This is a genomic window from Paenibacillus sp. N3.4, from assembly GCF_008017805.1.
Taxonomy (GTDB): Bacteria; Bacillota; Bacilli; order Paenibacillales; family NBRC-103111; genus Paenibacillus_E.
Genome location: NZ_VRTT01000002.1, coordinates 169,267 through 186,366 on the forward strand (window position 1 = coordinate 169,267; position 17,100 = coordinate 186,366).

10 protein-coding genes, 2 tRNA genes and 1 pseudogene are annotated in these 17,100 nt (G+C 44.3%); 1 reads left to right on the top strand and 12 read right to left on the bottom strand.

Features of this window, described 5'->3' with window-relative positions; translation table 11 throughout:
- Positions 1-188 precede the first annotated feature (188 nt).
- Positions 189-1,202, top strand: a complete 1,014-nt coding sequence (locus tag FU659_RS02640) for a hypothetical protein (RefSeq protein WP_147946108.1) — start codon at positions 189-191, stop codon at positions 1,200-1,202.
- 274 nt (positions 1,203-1,476) lie between these two features.
- On the opposite strand, the gene FU659_RS02645 is transcribed toward FU659_RS02640, so the two are convergent.
- The 12 genes and pseudogenes from FU659_RS02645 to FU659_RS02695 form a co-directional block, all read right to left on the bottom strand.
- Complete coding sequence (locus tag FU659_RS02645; protein WP_397354920.1) at positions 1,477-2,214, bottom strand: DUF1906 domain-containing protein; 738 nt, start codon at positions 2,212-2,214, stop codon at positions 1,477-1,479.
- 202 nt (positions 2,215-2,416) lie between these two features.
- Positions 2,417-2,490: transfer RNA gene (locus FU659_RS02650), tRNA-Ile, on the bottom strand.
- 13 nt (positions 2,491-2,503) lie between these two features.
- A tRNA-Met gene (locus tag FU659_RS02655) sits at positions 2,504-2,580 on the bottom strand.
- Positions 2,581-2,672: 92 nt separating this feature from the next.
- Complete coding sequence (locus FU659_RS35065; RefSeq protein WP_187273854.1) at positions 2,673-2,837, bottom strand: hypothetical protein; 165 nt, start codon at positions 2,835-2,837, stop codon at positions 2,673-2,675.
- A 169-nt stretch (positions 2,838-3,006) separates the two neighbouring features.
- Positions 3,007-4,764: a hypothetical protein gene (locus FU659_RS02660; protein WP_147946110.1), complete on the bottom strand. Its 1,758-nt coding sequence runs from the start codon at positions 4,762-4,764 to the stop codon at positions 3,007-3,009.
- A gap of 54 nt (positions 4,765-4,818) precedes the next feature.
- The gene (locus tag FU659_RS02665; RefSeq protein ID WP_147946111.1) at positions 4,819-6,078 is read right to left on the bottom strand and encodes an efflux RND transporter periplasmic adaptor subunit; all 1,260 of its coding nucleotides are present in this window, start codon (positions 6,076-6,078) and stop codon (positions 4,819-4,821) included.
- A 29-nt stretch (positions 6,079-6,107) separates the two neighbouring features.
- On the bottom strand, positions 6,108-9,209 hold the full coding sequence (locus tag FU659_RS02670) for an efflux RND transporter permease subunit (protein WP_147946112.1): 3,102 nt from the start codon (positions 9,207-9,209) through the stop codon (positions 6,108-6,110).
- A 368-nt stretch (positions 9,210-9,577) separates the two neighbouring features.
- Positions 9,578-10,366 carry a hypothetical protein gene (locus FU659_RS02675; RefSeq protein WP_222708471.1) on the bottom strand — a complete coding sequence of 263 codons (789 nt, stop codon included), beginning with the start codon at positions 10,364-10,366 and terminating at the stop codon, positions 9,578-9,580.
- Entirely contained in the window at positions 10,360-11,727 is a 1,368-nt protein-coding gene (locus FU659_RS02680) for a hypothetical protein (protein WP_147946114.1), read from the bottom strand. The genes FU659_RS02675 and FU659_RS02680 overlap by 7 nt, the downstream gene beginning before the upstream one ends.
- A gap of 109 nt (positions 11,728-11,836) precedes the next feature.
- The gene (locus FU659_RS02685) at positions 11,837-13,246 is read right to left on the bottom strand and encodes an ABC transporter substrate-binding protein (RefSeq protein WP_261807569.1); all 1,410 of its coding nucleotides are present in this window, start codon (positions 13,244-13,246) and stop codon (positions 11,837-11,839) included.
- Positions 13,243-14,169: an ABC transporter ATP-binding protein gene (locus tag FU659_RS02690; protein ID WP_147946115.1), complete on the bottom strand. Its 927-nt coding sequence runs from the start codon at positions 14,167-14,169 to the stop codon at positions 13,243-13,245. Before FU659_RS02690 ends, FU659_RS02685 begins: the two co-directional genes overlap by 4 nt.
- 3 nt (positions 14,170-14,172) lie before the next feature.
- Positions 14,173-17,099 (bottom strand): annotated as a pseudogene (locus tag FU659_RS02695) (ABC transporter permease).
- Position 17,100: the final 1 nt, after the last annotated feature.

Below are 17,100 nucleotides of genomic sequence, written 5' to 3' on the forward strand. Positions count from 1 at the left end.
TTACCTTCTTTCCGTCCATCGACTTAGGCAAATGATTACATCTGGTGACATTTTATCACATTTCAAATCATCGAGCATATACCGTGAAACATTTAGCTCGTATTGATCATAATTTTCATCAAGTTAGTAAAAACTTGACTGTGGGACCATTGCCCCCTACTCATAACATATTTAGGAGGAAGTCAACGATGTGGCGATTGCGGGCAAGCAGCTTGTTCCGATGGCTGTTCTATACGCTTCTATTCTCAGTAGCATTAACAGGGTTTACCTATAAGCATAGCGCTCCACCTCATCTTGTTGGAGCGGCGAATTCCAATATGTTTCAACTTGTCGTCAAGGCTACCCCCCATTCCAAGTATCAAAACGAACTGCAGTTTACAGATAACAAATTACAGCGTGAACTTGATGAAGGAATGACGGGAGCCCCCTACTTGGATCCGCTGCTCCCGGACGTCAATCTTACCTATAATAAAAAAGGAGTACCTCAGAGCTTCGGTATTACCGTTAACGGCGAGGTCGTCGATCTCACCTCCAAACGTATGATAACCATTTCGAATAGGTCTCAGGAAACTTTACGTACTCATGTTATCTCCATTCGAGCTAAACATTTTGGAGAATTGCTCCCTTGGGAGGAAGCCAGTAAGGTACTCCCCAAGTACAGTAAGTTCACGATCACTGACATAGAGAGCGGCATCAGTTTTGAAGGACAGCGGCGTGCGGGATCCAACCATGCGGATGTTCAACCGCTAACTAAAGCTGATTCTGCGCAGCTGAAAACGATCTACGGCGGCAAATGGAGCTGGGAGCGCAAAGCGGTCCTGGTGAAGCTCAACGGCCGCACGTTGGCTGGTTCCATGCATGGTATGCCGCATGGTGGGGATGGTATCCCAGGAAATGACTTCAACGGCCATTTCTGTATCCATTTCCTCGGGAGCGTCACACATGGCTCCCGCTTAGTCGATCCGGCGCACCAAGTCATGGTGCACCGTGCCGCTGGCTTGCTTATGCCTTACATCAGCAAGCTCTCGCCTTGGGCGCTGATCGACGTATGGATCAGCGCTGTAAACCAAGGTGACCTGCAGCTGCTGCAGGTCACCACGGGCTGGAACAGGCGGTGCACATGCGAAGCATGCGCCGCCTGTCCAAGCTCCCGGAGCAGGACGCTTCGCAGCTCCTGCAGGCGGATGCCACAGTCGACGTAGCGGCTACGCCGGAAGGAGCCTCCGCGGTCGCTAACAGACGGGTTCTCTTTCATCTCGAGAGAGCCTCGCTGAATGAGCGTTGGTATATCCGCAGTGCAACTATCAAATAAAATAAGCCCTGGCACTCCGCTTATAGAGTGGCAGGGCTATTTCTTTTATGATCATGTCTTCATGGAGTATCTTTCTACCATTACATCTATAAAATTATATATTTTCCTTTTTCCCCATAATCAAGATCTAACCTTGCTGCATTTTTCCTCGCCATCTCTCTGTTTTACTGTTCCGGTTGCCCTGAGGCTTTGCGCAGCACATTCGCCAAGCGGTGAAATTCCGCTTGCGCAGCCACTGAAGAGGTAGCTGTATAACCAGCGGATAGAAACGGAATCAAGAGGTTGGCATCACTGATCGTTAAAGGATATGTTATTGGAGCAACTTTCGTATTCCACCAGCCTTCGTTGCCATACGATTCATCATGATCGATTGCAATCCCATGTTCAATTACATCATTTAAGTTTTGATAAATGTTAGCATAGGTTGACTTATTTCCATTGCTCCAAGCATAAGTTTGCCAATAATGCGAACACACAGCTGCCTTTTGAACAGCTTCGATGACTGCATAAGATCCATAGACACCTGTCGTATAGTTTGGAGTAGCTTCACTTGCGGCTTGCATGTAGGCAATGATCGTCGGCATCTGTGAACTCGTCGCATTAAAATCGACTGCAAAATAAATACAACTTCCAACGGGTTGGCCGACTTTGCCGGCGACCTGTATAGCTGCAGCACCATCAGCTAAACCAGCGCTCCGCCCTCCAAGTGCACGGTCTGACGTTGTCTCGAATACAGATATAATATTTAGAGCGGAATTGCTAATTAAGTCTGCTTCTGTTTTGGTTAGAGCCTTCACTCCGCTTGGAACGAGATATCGGGCCACGAACATATAGCCGTCTTGAGCGAAAGCAGGAGCTGTTTGTGCCGTTAAAGGCGTTGAACAATCAAAACCTTTTGTCACTCTCATTCACCTACTTTCTACTAGTTTCATACATCATATGCACACAGACGCTTCAACGCTACCAATTTAATAACTTCCAGGCCATGTTCTTCTAATGATGACATGCTTTCTTATCTACAAAAAAAAGGTTCTCACCCAGGAAGGAGAGAACCTTATAATCTACCAAATAAAAAAACTCTTGCTCAGCAAGAGTTTCACTATATGGGCCCAGAGGGACTCGAACCCCCGACCAATCGGTTATGAGCCGACCGCTCTAACCAACTGAGCTATAGGCCCTAATGAATAAAATTGGTTGCGGGGGCAGGATTTGAACCTGCGGCCTTCGGGTTATGAGCCCGACGAGCTACCGGGCTGCTCCACCCCGCGTCATGATCAACCGCTTAACAGCGACAAAAATAAATATACACCAAACGCGTGGACAAAGTCAAGGATTAATTTTTGGATAAATACAATTAAAATTAAGTGTTATACCGAACGCCAAAACGTCCTTTTTTGGATTTGTATACTTCCACTTCTTGGGGACATTCGTATCCATAGATCCACCAGTCTTCTTCCATTCGCTTCGCCAAACAGCCTGCTTGAAATTTGGAATCATATAGCTTCGCCCAATAAATCCAATGCATTGTTATTCACTCCGTTTTTTTAAAATCAATAGTTCTATTTTATCCAAATGAAGACCTCCTTATGAGCGGGCTTGGATGATTCCTCTCCCCCATTACCAATGAAAAGAAAAAGCCGCACGGTAATGTGCTCTGCAGCACCACCAAGCGACTTCTCTTTTCTTCATACATCCTATTGCTTAAAGGTCGTTAATAATCGTTTTACGGTTTCACCGTATTCATTGGTGAACGATTCGAAAACTTTTACTTGAATCGGGAAGTCAAGTTGGCTGGAATTGGCGTTCAAGTTGATCGTATTTGTTCCATTAAACAAGCGACCTACGCCAGATAAGCTTTCTGTTGCACTACCGACGGGATTTCCGACATTATCGAATAATTCAAACAACAGATTGTTGTTGAATTTGTCTACGGTCACCAGTTTATCCGGTTTCAAATCCAACTCTAATTTCAACTTATAGCTATAGCTCATATTGCCTTGGAAGATGGCTGATATGGACCAATCCTTAATCCCGATTTCATAAGGATAGACATGCAGTATTTTAGGATCTAATTCATTCTTCTGCACAGGCACTTTTGCTGTTGCAAGGAGTGACTTATACGTAGTATCTCCATTTGCTTGTTGGCTGTACAAGTTCATTTTAAGATTTTCTCCCGTTTCGGAAGCAGGAAGTGCATAGGAATAGCTTACAACGTATGAAGCCTTAGGAACGACGCTGAGGGCTGTGGCACCCTGTCTTTTACCAGCATATGCGTACCCATCCTTGCTGACCAACTCCGTTTGGATGGCAGGAATCGGAATGGGTCTGTCACTGTTATTTATTAATTTAAACTTAGCGATAGCGGTGTTGAAACCATCTTCTTCGTTGCTCGTCACATGCAGCTCAACGAGGGATACATCCACATTAGCCGGCACGAATTTATTGGTAGAATCAAGTTTAACAGGAGTACCCAACGTGTAATCCGGAGCAGGAATAACGCCTTGTGTGGCAGCACCGGAAGGCAGCAAGATGTTGATACGTCCAACACGATAGGTATCTTCTGAGGATTTACCGTCGCCACCTGCTGTGTAGAAACTCTCTGCGGTAACCACATTCAAGCTGGAGAATTCAGCATCCAAATCCGTCGGAATCACAATATGAATATATTTTTTCTCGCCTGGGTCTAGGGTTACAGTAGCTTCCGCACGATTGCCGGAGTACACTTTGCTTTCAGTCTTGCCATCCAAACCAAAGCTAGGAACGGTTTGGCGTTCATTCGTCGGATTGACTACTTGGATTTGAACTACTGTGGAGACCCCTTTTGCCGTAATTTCTTTATGAATATCTACAGGAATGAATCCAACAGACGAATGCAAGGAAGGCAAGGTGAAAGGTTCACCCCATTTAAGGATGGCCGCTGGCTTTGTAATTGTGCTGTCGCTTCCGTTCCAAACGGTAGATGGATCTGTTTGAACAGTAAGCAGCGTTGTTTCTTGCTTCGGATAAACCTCCACATTGACATCTACCCAACTGATATCCGTAAGCGCGATATCGTCGCTCCGGTCTACGGTTGCAAGATAACTAAGCTCTTGTTGACCCTTGGGTTGGATCGATTTCGGATTCTTGCTGCTAGGCTGCAGTGTATAGGCAACACCGTCAGCCATATGAACACGAAGTTCAAAATCAGGTATACGAGTGATTTTCCCGCTCGTGTTCTTGAATCGAATGACGGCTCCTAATTTGGTCGTGTTGGATTGATGCTCGTTAAGAATACTTTTGATTTCCACTTGGATGTTGTCTGTGAGATTGTAGCTCGTAATCGCACTGGTGCCTGCAGCCGCGGCAAATGCCTGACTGGATGCCTCCGCTGCCCATGCTGGGAAAGCTGCTGTTGTAAGAATTGCAGTAGATAGAGCAAGGGTAACTAGAGATTTTTTCATTGTCTTATTCACTTGTTTATCCTCCTAATCGTTCTCCGTTCGGGGAACTGGCTTCATCAGTATTCGTTATTCGCTAGTTGCTGTTACTTTATCTTGATCTTTCAATTGATGTTGACCGGAAACGACGAGCGTTTCGCCTTCTTTCACTCCGGAAATAATTTCTTGATTCGTTTCATTCAAACGACCCAACTCTACTTTCCGTTTTTGAACAACATCTCCATTGGCAATGTACACATAGGAATTGCCGCCTTCGCGGACTATGCTAAGACTTGGTACGACAGTCACAACCTGTTCAGCTTCTTTCGTTAATTCAACCTGTGCCTTGGAGCCCGGTTTTAATTTCCCGTCCGGATTGGCAACTTCCAATTCCAGATCGTAAGCCTTGGATTGACCGTTGATCACATCGGATAGATAAGTCACTTTTGCCGTAGCTTTAGCCGTAATGTCTGGTATATAAAAAGTAAGTTCACTCTTGCCTCTCACAAGATTAGCTGCTGTTTCTGTAAGCTGAGATTTGATTTTCACCGGATTGGTTTGCTGAACTTCTCCCACTCTGCCACCTGGCGTTAAAGTCTGACCTACTGTGACGTTCAAGTCCGTCAGTACACCGGAAGCAGGTGCTTTCACTTCTAAGTTACTGAGCGATCTTTCCACATTGCGAGTGCTCACGATTGCTGTTTCCAAGGTTGACTCTGCTTGTGCCAATGAATTTGTTTCTTGCAGCGTTTTAAGCTTCCTTCGCAAGCTCTCTAGATCCTTCTTCGTATTGTTAAGCGTCGTTTCCGATTGCTCTAATTGTGTTTTCGTTGCTAAACCTAAATCATAATCATTATGCAGTCTATTATAAGCTTTCTCCAGATCATTGACAGAGGTTTCCATTTTGGACACCCCATCCTTGGCATCTGCTATCCCATTTGAAGTTGACTCTTTAGCCGAATTCAGCCCTGCCTGCGCGCTTTTGATATTAACGGCATTCATATCCTTTTGAATAAGCGTATCCGTTGGATCCAAGCGGAAAAGCACATCGCCCTTCTCCACTTTATCTCCGCGTTTCTTCAAAAGTTCGATCACTTCACCGCCAGCTTTCGCTACGATATCGAGCTGAACAGAGGACACAACATCTCCTACTTGCTCGATGGGCTCACCGATTTTTTGCTTTGTGATTTTAGCGGTTTTTACTACTTTGACACCTTGTTCAACCCCAGCCGGTTTAGCTGTTGGACTTGCAGCCGGCGTCGCGGAACAGCCCACGGCAATTGCCGCGCTCAGCGCGACAATACCGAATAATTTGGCACTTTGTTTAATCGTAAGCAACTGACGTTTCATATTCGATTTCTCCTTATCCCCTATTTAGCTTATTGTGCAGCTGGAGCTGCTTTATCGGTCTTTTCATTTTTCTTAAACATACGTCCTACTCTTCTATTGAAAGCATAGATAAGCTCATACATAATCGGCACAATAACCAAGGTCAATAAGGTGGATGTTGTCAACCCGCCAATGACGACGACGGCCAAACCTTTGGAAATAATTGTCCCTTTGGAAAGACCTAATCCAAGAGGCAGCAATGCGATAATTGTAGCCCCCGCAGTCATAATGATAGGACGCAATCTGGTTAAGCCGGCTTCGATAAGCGCATCTCGTATCGAGTAATTCTGCTCTCTGAGCTGCTGAACACGATCAACAAGCACGATCGCATTGGTTACCACAATCCCGATTAACATTAAGAATCCGATAAGCGAGGTCACATTCAAGGATTCTCGAGTGATCAAGAGTCCGAATAATCCTCCGATTGCTGCTAATGGCAGTGAAAACAGAATCGCGAAAGGTGCGCTCGCATTCCCGAAGGCTAGAACCATGACCAGGTATACAATAAAGATAGAAGCACCCATAGCCATGAACATCTCCATGAAGCTCTTGTTAATGTCGTCCGAAACCCCCTTCACCTCTCGGCTAACGCTGGAAGGAAGCTCGACCTTGGCAAGTTCAGCGGTTACCTTCGAACTGACTCCGCCTTTATCCGAACTGTCGATTTTGGCAGATACTTTGAGCACTTGTTCCTGTCCTTCTCGACTTATTCCGATTGGCGCATCAATTTGACGAATTTTTGCGATTTCATTCAATTGAATCGTTTGTCCCGTCGGTGTTTTAATAAGGAAAGCACCCATTTTATCTACGGAATCTTTATAGATAGGATTGAGCAGCACTTTAGTGGTATACGTCACATTGTCGAATTTGATATCCCCCAGCTTCTCCTCCGAAATCCAATTATTCACGGTTTGGAGAATTTGTGCTGTTGTCAAACTATACAATCTGGCTTTATTTTGATCAACGGTAATTTCAATTTCATTTTTGGAGTCACTCATACTATCTTTAATATCGCTAAGCTCAGGGAATTCCTTCAGCTTTTCTTTGATAATTTTAGAAGCTTCCTGTAAGTACAGCAGATCATCGCCTTTTAAAGCATAGGAGAAATCTCCTCCTGTCGATGTAGGTGGTCCCATCGTAATAAGCTGTACGTTCACATCGGAGCCTTTTGGCATCAGCTTCATGATTTCATTCTTGAATGTCTTCACAGCTTCCTTTGGATCTGTGGCTTTACTAAACTCAGTAAACATGGTGGCTCGGTAGGAATACTTGTCGCTGCTAAAGTTATATCCGACAAGCGCTTCATTATAATTAAAAACTGGATGGCCATCTTTGTCTTTAAAAGTTTTTAAGGCCGCTTCAATTTCTTTCGATTTTTCATTCATCATATCTAATGATGTTTCACGAGGCATTTTCAATTCAATAATGGCTTGTTTATCCGTTTCACTGTCAGGCATAAAGGCCACGGCTAAATGTGGTATAACAATAATACACGAAAGAATGAAAACCGCACCCGACATTAATAACGTTTTGATTCGGTTGTTCAAAGACCAAACGAGTGCCTTCTTATAAGTTCGGCCCATCGCGCTGACATGATTTTCATCATGAGTTGCGATTTTTTTGCTTTTCAAAACCATCAGCTTGGCGAGCATCGGAATGACAGTTAGCGCAACAAGGAGTGAGGACATCAACGCAACAACTAGTGTAATCGCGAATGGACGGAATACTTCCCCCACCACACCACTAACGAAGGCAATTGGACCAAATACGCCAACCGTCGTTATCGTCGAGGAGGTAATGGCAGATGATACTTGTTTTGTAGCCATTTTAATGACAGACTCATTACGCTCATGTGCTCTTTCCAGCTGACTATAAATATTTTCAATGACCACGATACTGTCATCGACAACTCGGCCGACCGCGATTGCCATGCCCCCGAGTGTCATAATATTAATGGAGATGCCTAACGGCCCCATAAATAAAAGGGTAATTAAGATCGATAATGGAATCGAAACAAGGACAATGAGTGTCATTCTTATATTACGCAAGAACAACAAAATCATTAAGGAAGCAAGAATCGCTCCCAAACCGCCTTCCTGAACCATCCCATGTACGGATTCATTAATTGATGTAGCCCCGTTCAAAACGATATGGAATTTAACGCCAGGCAGTGTAGCTTCCCAATTTTTCATCAGTTTATCTGCACTGTTCGCGAATTCAACCGCATTGGCTGCTTTTGTTTTATACAGCAGCACACCAATAGCCGGTTTATCATCCAACCTGGTAATGAAAGATGACTCACTGATAGCTTCAACCTTGGCAACTTGCTTAAGCAGCAGCGTATCGCCCGTTTTGGTTGTCAATTTCAAATTGTCAAGGTTGTAAATCGTATCGAATTGGCCTTTCACACGAACCATCTGCGAATTTCCGTTGAAGTCAACCGTTCCGGCTGGACTTGAGACGAGCGAGGCTTTAATCATAGAGGACACATCAGATGGTACTAATCCAAAATTATTAATCGCAGCCGCGTCCAATTTGATCGTCAATACGGCTTCTTGATTGCCTACGGAATCAATATGGTCAATTCCTTTCAAGCCATTAAAACCAGGAAGTATCGTATCTTTATACAATTTATCCAGTTCTGTTTGATTAACGCCGTTTTCCCCATATACAGCCATATAATAAACGGGCTCGGAAGCGAATCCAGCTGTCAGCACTTTTGGCTTTTCCGCGCCTTGGGGCAGCTTCACGTTAGAAATTAAACTTTCAACGTCCTTCTTTACATCTTCAGGTTTTTTGTTTTGTTCTAACTCCAGAATGATCTGGGAGTAATTATCCTGCGAGCTGGAGGTTAAATTTTTCAAGCCATCCAGACCGGCTACCGCCTTCTCCAGCGGTTTTGTAATCTCATCAAGCACATCTTTAGGCGGTGCTGTGTATGTTGTACTTACAATGACTACCGGAAACGTAATATCCGGCATACTCTCTACTTTCAATGTGGTCGTCGAGTAAACGCCTCCTACCAGTAATAGGACCATGACGATAAAAATTGCCGCCACATTTTTCATTGAAAAATCCGTTAACTTAATCATTCTCACTTCTCCCCATCACCAGCTTTATTCCTCTAAATCTCATGTTGCTTTCTTCCATCATACGTGGTAAATCTTAACAAAAGATAAACTAGGTTTGAAAATTTCATGTATTTTCTTGACCTGAATTCATTATATATGCCATTTGGATAAAAACAGGTGAGAGAAGTCATATGTCAGTCATAAGTTGGTCATATGGATAGCCTTGCCTCCATGACTCCACGTGACTTCCCAAGGATAAACGACTCCGTCGTCCTTCTAGGACGACCGCGTTTGTCAAGGTAGATGCAAAGCAAAAGTATAAAACTTATACTGTCTTATCTACTTAAAAAAAGCGTGGCAAATTGCCATCGCTTAAAACAATGTATGAATTAGTCCGTTGTAATAAACCAATCTGCTTTCTGGGAGGCCAAAAGCTTTCTTTGACCTTGAAACTCGTCATAAACACTCAGTGTATACTGTTTGAGAAAATGCGTATTGAAAATAAGGCCTGAATCAGGAATGGCTATTTTGAAGTTCTCGCGTTTCCCAAGACGGATCTTAGTATCCTCATCCTGTGTTGACTCTCCGTTGATGACATCAAAATCCTTGAAATCAAATTTTTTCTCAAACCGCTTGATGCCGCCACCGTCCTCAAATACAAGCAGCAAGTTGTGACCTTCGGTATTAATTTCCGTAAGCTTTTCTTTCGTTAGCTCATAGTTGAATTTTAAAGTAAACACACTATCCGCAATCGAGGTACTGATCTTATCAATACTGATCGTATATGGAAATAATTCCAACTTCGCCAGTTTTGTCGCAACATCCTTCTTTTCTTCAGGCAGCCAATAAGAAACAGGATTTACATAGGAGTCCGGAACCGCCTTTTCTCCTTCTGACAATTTGCCATCAGTCACTGCTTCACCAAGAAGTAAATTCATATTCGCCGTTGAGTAGCCTTTGGGAACGGATGCCCACACATTGATTAGACCCTTTCCTGAAGGGCTAATTTTGTTTTTCACCTCGGCGATCGTAGCAGGAAAAACAGTCCCGTCCGAGGAGCGGAAGTTAGCGACTAGCTTGGATACATTCGTGAACCGTTTCTCCAAGTTCGTTGCTTCAACCATAGCCGAATACATAATATTCGTTTTATCCTCATACGTGGAAACATTCTTCACCACATACTTGCTTTACGTCCAATATCATTGGACGTATAGGACTCGCCCATTCCTATGTAAGGAATCGCTTGAAGCTCAGCTTGTGTAGAAAACTCCAACAAATCCGTTGCAGTTCCAGTGCCGGTTTCCGTTCCTTTAGAAGGCGTCTCTGTCTCATTCTCTTGAAGAACTAGCTTAATATGTGAGAATTCATACGTATAAGGGACTTTACCGGCAATTTGCAAATTGACACTTGCTCCTGCACCTAATCCAATGACTTTAGCTGTTTGTACCAACTTGGCATCAATCTTTACAGCGTCATCAAGCAAGAAGTAACCAGTCAACTTAGGAATAGGAAGTGACTGATCCCCTTTATTGCTTAGTGTCAAATCAGCCGTTAAAAGATCTTGATCTTCCCAAGGAAGTCGGTGCAGCGCGTTAAGCTCAGTCGTATACACGCCCGATTTGTTCGTAAATGTGTAGGATTTCCCGACAGAGCCACCATCTTGCTGAGATACAACCGGCAATTGGAAAGCTGCAACCGAAACATTCAGCTTCAGATCGGCAATATTCTCCGCAACTGCAAGCTGCCAACCGTTGGCTGACACAGCAACTGGAATGGAGCCCGATAACTGAATTTCCTTGCTTTCCTTGGGATTAATTTTCAAATCTTTTAATCCCTTCGCTTCCAATGGGTACAGAAGTCCATCCGCTGTACGGATCGAGAACAGATACGAAGGAACAGTAACCGCATGATTGCCGGCATTTTCTAAGGTTACATAGACGGTCGGGACATGGTATTTTTCATTTTTATTACTGACAAATTTCTTAATGGATGCATTCACATCCGTACCGCCAATCGATATGACAGATGTGCCACCTGCTGGTGTTACATCCGTATAGGTTTCGGGAACCGCTACTTCACCCAAAACGCGCTCAAAATTGGATTGACTAAAATCCCATTTAATAAATTGTACAACGAGATCCTGCAGATTTGTACTTGAGTCAACCGTAGCATAAAAAGTTAAATCTGTCGTAGAACTGGGAGCAACTCTATTTTTATCCTTATCCGCAGGAAGTAAACGTGCAGAAAATTGTTTACCTGATTTACTTTTCAATCTTACCCAGTAATCAATAAATTGCAGCTCGCTATTGCCTTCATTATGAATACTAACCGTAAATGTGGCTAACTTCCCACTTTGATCCGGTAAAACATGGATCTGTTTCAATTCAAAATAACTGCTCCCTGTTATAGCTACCTTGCCAACCATAGAAGAGATGGAGGAAGGATTGCTGTCAGCCCATACAGGCGTGACAGCACCCAATGCCAAAGTCGCTGATAAGGCAATTGTAACCAAACGGGTGTTTCTGAACTTGATCTTCATGTTGATGAATGGCCTCCTTCAAATCTTGTCTTCCTTAGTGAATCCCTTTATACCTATCCGGCAGGAATGGCTTGCATCGCCCCTGGCATCGGAGCAGTCGGATTTTCTTTCAATTGTTTGAGCATCGCATCTCCTGTGTTTGCCATATCTTCAATCCTTCACGTGCCGTAATCTTGCCCTGCAGAACACTGTTTAATTGTTGACGACCGATATCTTGCACTTGATAAATATTCGAATTATTGCGGTATAGCTGCATGTTGTTTTCCATTGGGGCTGGTGTCACTTTGTAGAAAGCTTCCATATGGAAATCCAATCCATCCTTAGGCTTCAAATATTTCGAACGTGCAACCAGGTTGTATGAACTATGCGATTTCAATTTCGCCCATTCATCTCCATTAATAAACTTAATGAATTTCCAAGCATCATCGGGGTTTTGGGCTTTAGCATTGATCCCCATAATGCCGCTCATGGAGATGGAGCCGCCCACACCCTTAGCTTCAGCATGCGAAGGAATCGTTACAACGTCCCAATCAATTGGTGTAAAACCTTTGATACTTGCCGCACTCTTATTGGCATTCGTAAGTTGTTGGATTTGATAATAGTTGATAATACCCATAGCCAACCGACTGGACATAAAGTCATCATAGCTATAAGGATTTTGTTGGTCAAATTGGCGGTTCATCGGCTTCTGTGGATCAAATAGTTCCGGGAACACATTATCTTTTTGCAGCTGCGCCATTTTGCTCCATACTTTTTCCCATTGATCGGTATCAACGGTCATTTTCTCCCCTTTGTCATCAAACATTTTCAATTGTAACGGAGCCGTATACATTTGCATACCATAAAATAAATCGCCTTGGGATTGTGTGGAGAATGAGAAGCCATTAATTCGCTTCTCCCCTTCTCCCTTAACCAAACGTTTGGAGAGATCGAACACTTCATCCCAAGTCATATCATCTTTTGGAAAATCCACACCCGCATCTGTAAACATTTTCTTGTTATAGACAAGGGCCGACGAATTAAACGTTGGAGCAAGCGCATAGAGCTTACCTCCGCCTGCATTTTTGATGCCATCAATAACGGCCGGCACAATACCTGTTGTGTCAAATTTATCTTTGGTTATACGAGGATCAAGCTGCGTAAGCAGATTGCTTTCGATAACGTCTTGCAATTGTTCATACCCCAGTATGACCATATCCGGTGGATTGTCTCCCTGCATAATTTCCTTCAACTTCTCCAAAGGGTCGGGCATCTTCTCACCGGACTGATTACCAAAGCGGAATTTCTCATCGATCGTGGGGATGATTTCGATCTTCACGTTCGGATTGGCAAACTCAAATATTTCTGTGAATTGCTGTCTGAAGTATTCATCGTCGCCGTAGCCCATAGACGTAGCGATCTTGAGCACACGTTCCTTTTGATCATCGGTCTTCTCCCCTTTGGTACAAGCAACAGCAAGCGGAACAACTAGCGAAAGCAAGATGGTTGTCGTCAGTATTTTACGGGTGATCATTTTCATTTTGATTTTCCTCCAACTATTTGTGAATTGAGTTCTATGTCCTCATTCTTAGGTAACACTTTAGGCGCTTTAATCATAATCTTTTCTCCATCGAACTCCATTGTTGCTTTTCCATTAATTTGCAGAGCGGACAGGTACTCCTTAGGCACCTGCAGACGCCCTGCGCGATCGAGCACAACATATTCCTCATGAGCCTCGCTCGTTAAACTTGTATGACCATGTCGATCCGTCAAACCGATGGAAGGATCGCGAGCAATGAACTCAGAACTTGTCATACCATCGCGAATCGCAACGACACGGCCTACTTTGCCTGCCATCGATAAATCATGCGTTACAATAACAATCGTTACACCAAGCTCCTTATTCAATCGTTCAAAAATAGCAAGGATCATATCAGCTGTCTTCGTATCCACGGACCCTGTGGGCTCATCCGCAAGCAGCAAACGCGGACGATTCGCCAGTGAAATCGCAATAGCTACCCGCTGCTGCTCACCGCCGGACAGTTCTTGCAGCTTGTTATTCATCCTGTGGCTGAGTCCCACCCATTCAAGCAACTGCTTAGCATAAGTAGGGTCATAGTTCCCGCTCAGCATCATGGGCATCTCTACATTTTCGAGCGCAGTCAAATAAGAAACCAGGTTCCGTGCGTTATTTTGCCAAATAAATCCAACGGTATGCCGTTTGTAATCGACAAGCTGCTTATCGGTAATTTTGAGCAGATCCCAATCCCCAACTTTGACTTGACCTGCTGAAGGACGATCAAGCCCTCCAAGGATGTTGAGCAGTGTAGATTTACCGCTTCCGCTATTCCCGATGATGGCCATTAGCTCGCCTTCATCGATCTGAATGTTAAGACCCTGCAAAGCCACGACTTCGATCTCGTCGGTTTTGTATATTTTGACCAAACCTTCGCATGTGATCATGTGTTATTTCTCCTCCCCGAGCTTCACAGCTTGATGGACTCGCAATCTTCGAATGTGCATAAACAATAGCGTCGCACCTGTCAACATCATGAATATAACAACGAAGTAAAGTTGATAGGTATCTTTGGAATCGAAAACAACGCGAAATGGTGGCACTTGTGTCTTCACATTCTGGGAAGTTTGCAGGAATGGCAGAAAGAAATAACTTGTCAGTTTACCGATTCCTATGCCTAGCGCAATGGAAAGTCCTGCTGTAAAACCTTGTTCAAGCAGCAGCATACCCGTCAGTTGTTTGCGGGAAAGACCCATTGCACGCAAGACACCGAACTGTACCACGCGACTGGAGAGATTGAAAAACCAATACAGCATATAACCAATTAGAGAAATAATAACGGAAACAAGAAAACCTAAGCTAAGAATCCCAAACACGCCGCCTCGCGCAGGAAGCTTATTTTGAATAATGAGCTCATTGCGAACATCTTTAATCGAAGCCAGTTCAATTCCTTTGGCTTGCAGCGCAGCTACCATCGGCGCAATCTTCGCGTCAGACTTCATTTTCAACCATACCTCGTAAGGAATGGCAGGTGCTTGATCATTTAGATATTCCAAATTCGTAATAAAAAATGGTGTTTGGTCCGGGTACTGACTTGGCCAATAAGGCAAAATCCCCACAATCACGAATTCAACAGGCTGCTGCCCAATCGTAATCGATAGCAAATCCCCCGCTTTAAGCGCGTATTTGCTGGCATAATTAGATGAAATGATAACTGCTTGCTCATAGCTGCCTAGTAAATTTAAATATTGGTTCGGATGGGCCGGAAAAAGATCAGGACGAAACCAAGCCACTTTGGCAAAATCGGCATTGTCGATACCCATAATCATTCCTTGCCCCGTCGATTTACCTGATACAACCACATTACCTTTGGTTTGCAATACTCTCGCTGCTGCTAGTACGCCTTCCAGGTCGCGAAAAATTTGGAAAGGCGGTTCTACATAACGCATCTTTGATGGAGTTTCCTCTCCGAGTTTTGTGCCACCAGGATTTCCGCCTGAGCCAGCTCCACTGTTTCCTCCGGAGCCGGATCCACCATTGCCTTGTGATCCCCCGCCGTTACTTCCTCCGGAGCCGTTCTTGCCAGCATTCGGATCTTTCGGCAAATCATCCGAATAGCCCTCCCAGACGGTTTGCATGACAACATCCGTACCGTATTGGTACAATGTCCGCTCCGTCGAGTTAAGATCAATCGTGCGTGCTGCCGAAGAATTATACACACCAAGCCCCAGTGTAAGGATAAGCAGCAGCATGAGCGGATAGTAAGCCTTAGCAGATCTAGACAGCTGAGCTAATGTCAAATAAAGGGGAACGGGCAGAAATCTTCTTCCCAACCACCCAAACAATCGCAACAGCCAAGGGAAAACTCGTAAAAAGAAAAGCCCCAATGCAAAAATCGATAACGCTGGCACAAAAAACAGCAGGGGATGCACTTGCAGCTGATCCGTTGTGAGTCCTGTTTGCACCGATAACACTTGTCGCTGATCGAACAAATAAAAACCATAACCAACAACACCAAGCAGTAAAATATCAATAAACCATCGTTGCCATAAAGGGGAGCGATCCGACCGAGCTAGCTGCTGCTTGTAATTCACAATGGACGACCTTGCAAATATGATCGCCGGAATGACACTGGCTAGAATCGCAATAAGAACAGCAATTCCACCGTACAGCATGGCTTCAGTCGTAAAGCTGACCGGAATCGATTTGCGATCCACAAAGGTAAGGAAACCGCTCGAAGAACCTATGCTCTTCGCCATAAACCATCCGATAAACGGTCCGGTTATTAGAGCAAGAACACCAAGGAGCAAGCCTTCCAAAAAATAAATTCCTACAATTTGCTTTGTGCTTCCTCCCCGACTTCGCAGTATCGCGATTACACTGCGCTGCCGATCGAGCGATTGTCTAGCATTCATCACGATATAGTAGAAAACCATGGCAATCATTGGTGCCGCTAAGGTAAACAATAAAATTTGCATTTGTACACTTTGAGATTTGAATTCTGTAAGAATCGGTTGAAAGGAGACATCAACCTTGGTATTTTTAAGCTTTTGAGACAACTCAATATCCAGACGCTCCAAACGGTTATTCAGCGGAGATAGCTGGCTTGTTTGAATATTTCTCAGATCGAAAGCATAGTACCAATTCGCAAGTTGCAGCGGAATTTTCTTCTCCGTTAATATCGTTTTTAAAAATACGTCATCACTGACAATAAGTGCGTTGATTAAACCTTCCAAGCCTTGAAACCAATAGGCGTCTGTATCCTTTTTGGGTTTGAATGAGCCTACGATCTTCACTTTCAGCAACTGACTGCCGCTTGCGCTTGAAACAGCATAGTTAAACACATCTCCAATATGAAGATCGTTCCGATACATAGCTTCATCCAAAACAACGGCCTCCAACACACCGTTATCCGTCTTATCTGCAGCCATTTGCCCCATCGACCATTCGACTTGATCTTTAAGACCCATCAATGAAGTTAAGGCCATTTGTCGTCGCTTGCTAGGATCTGCTTTTGTCCCCTCTGCGGGAGAAATTTGAGCGCCCTTGATGGTATAGCTTCTCGCAAAAGTTTGTGCAGGGAAGCCCATGTTTTGGGGATTTCATCCTGTATGTATACATTGACGTCTTTAAGCTCATCCATCCCTGCACGCTCTGACCCAACAGCCTGATAACGCATGAGCAGTGAGCCTGCAGGAAGTCCGCTGCTCTTCTCCTCCAATGACTTAGCGACGACTCGCTTGAGCGATCCGTCCGCATACATCGGGATACTTGTGGTGAAAGCAACCGCCATCACCAAACCAAGCAACGTGCTGAGAGTCAGCCAGCGGGTATTCCACATTTTCCGAAATAGAAACCGCAGCATAGGCATGGACATA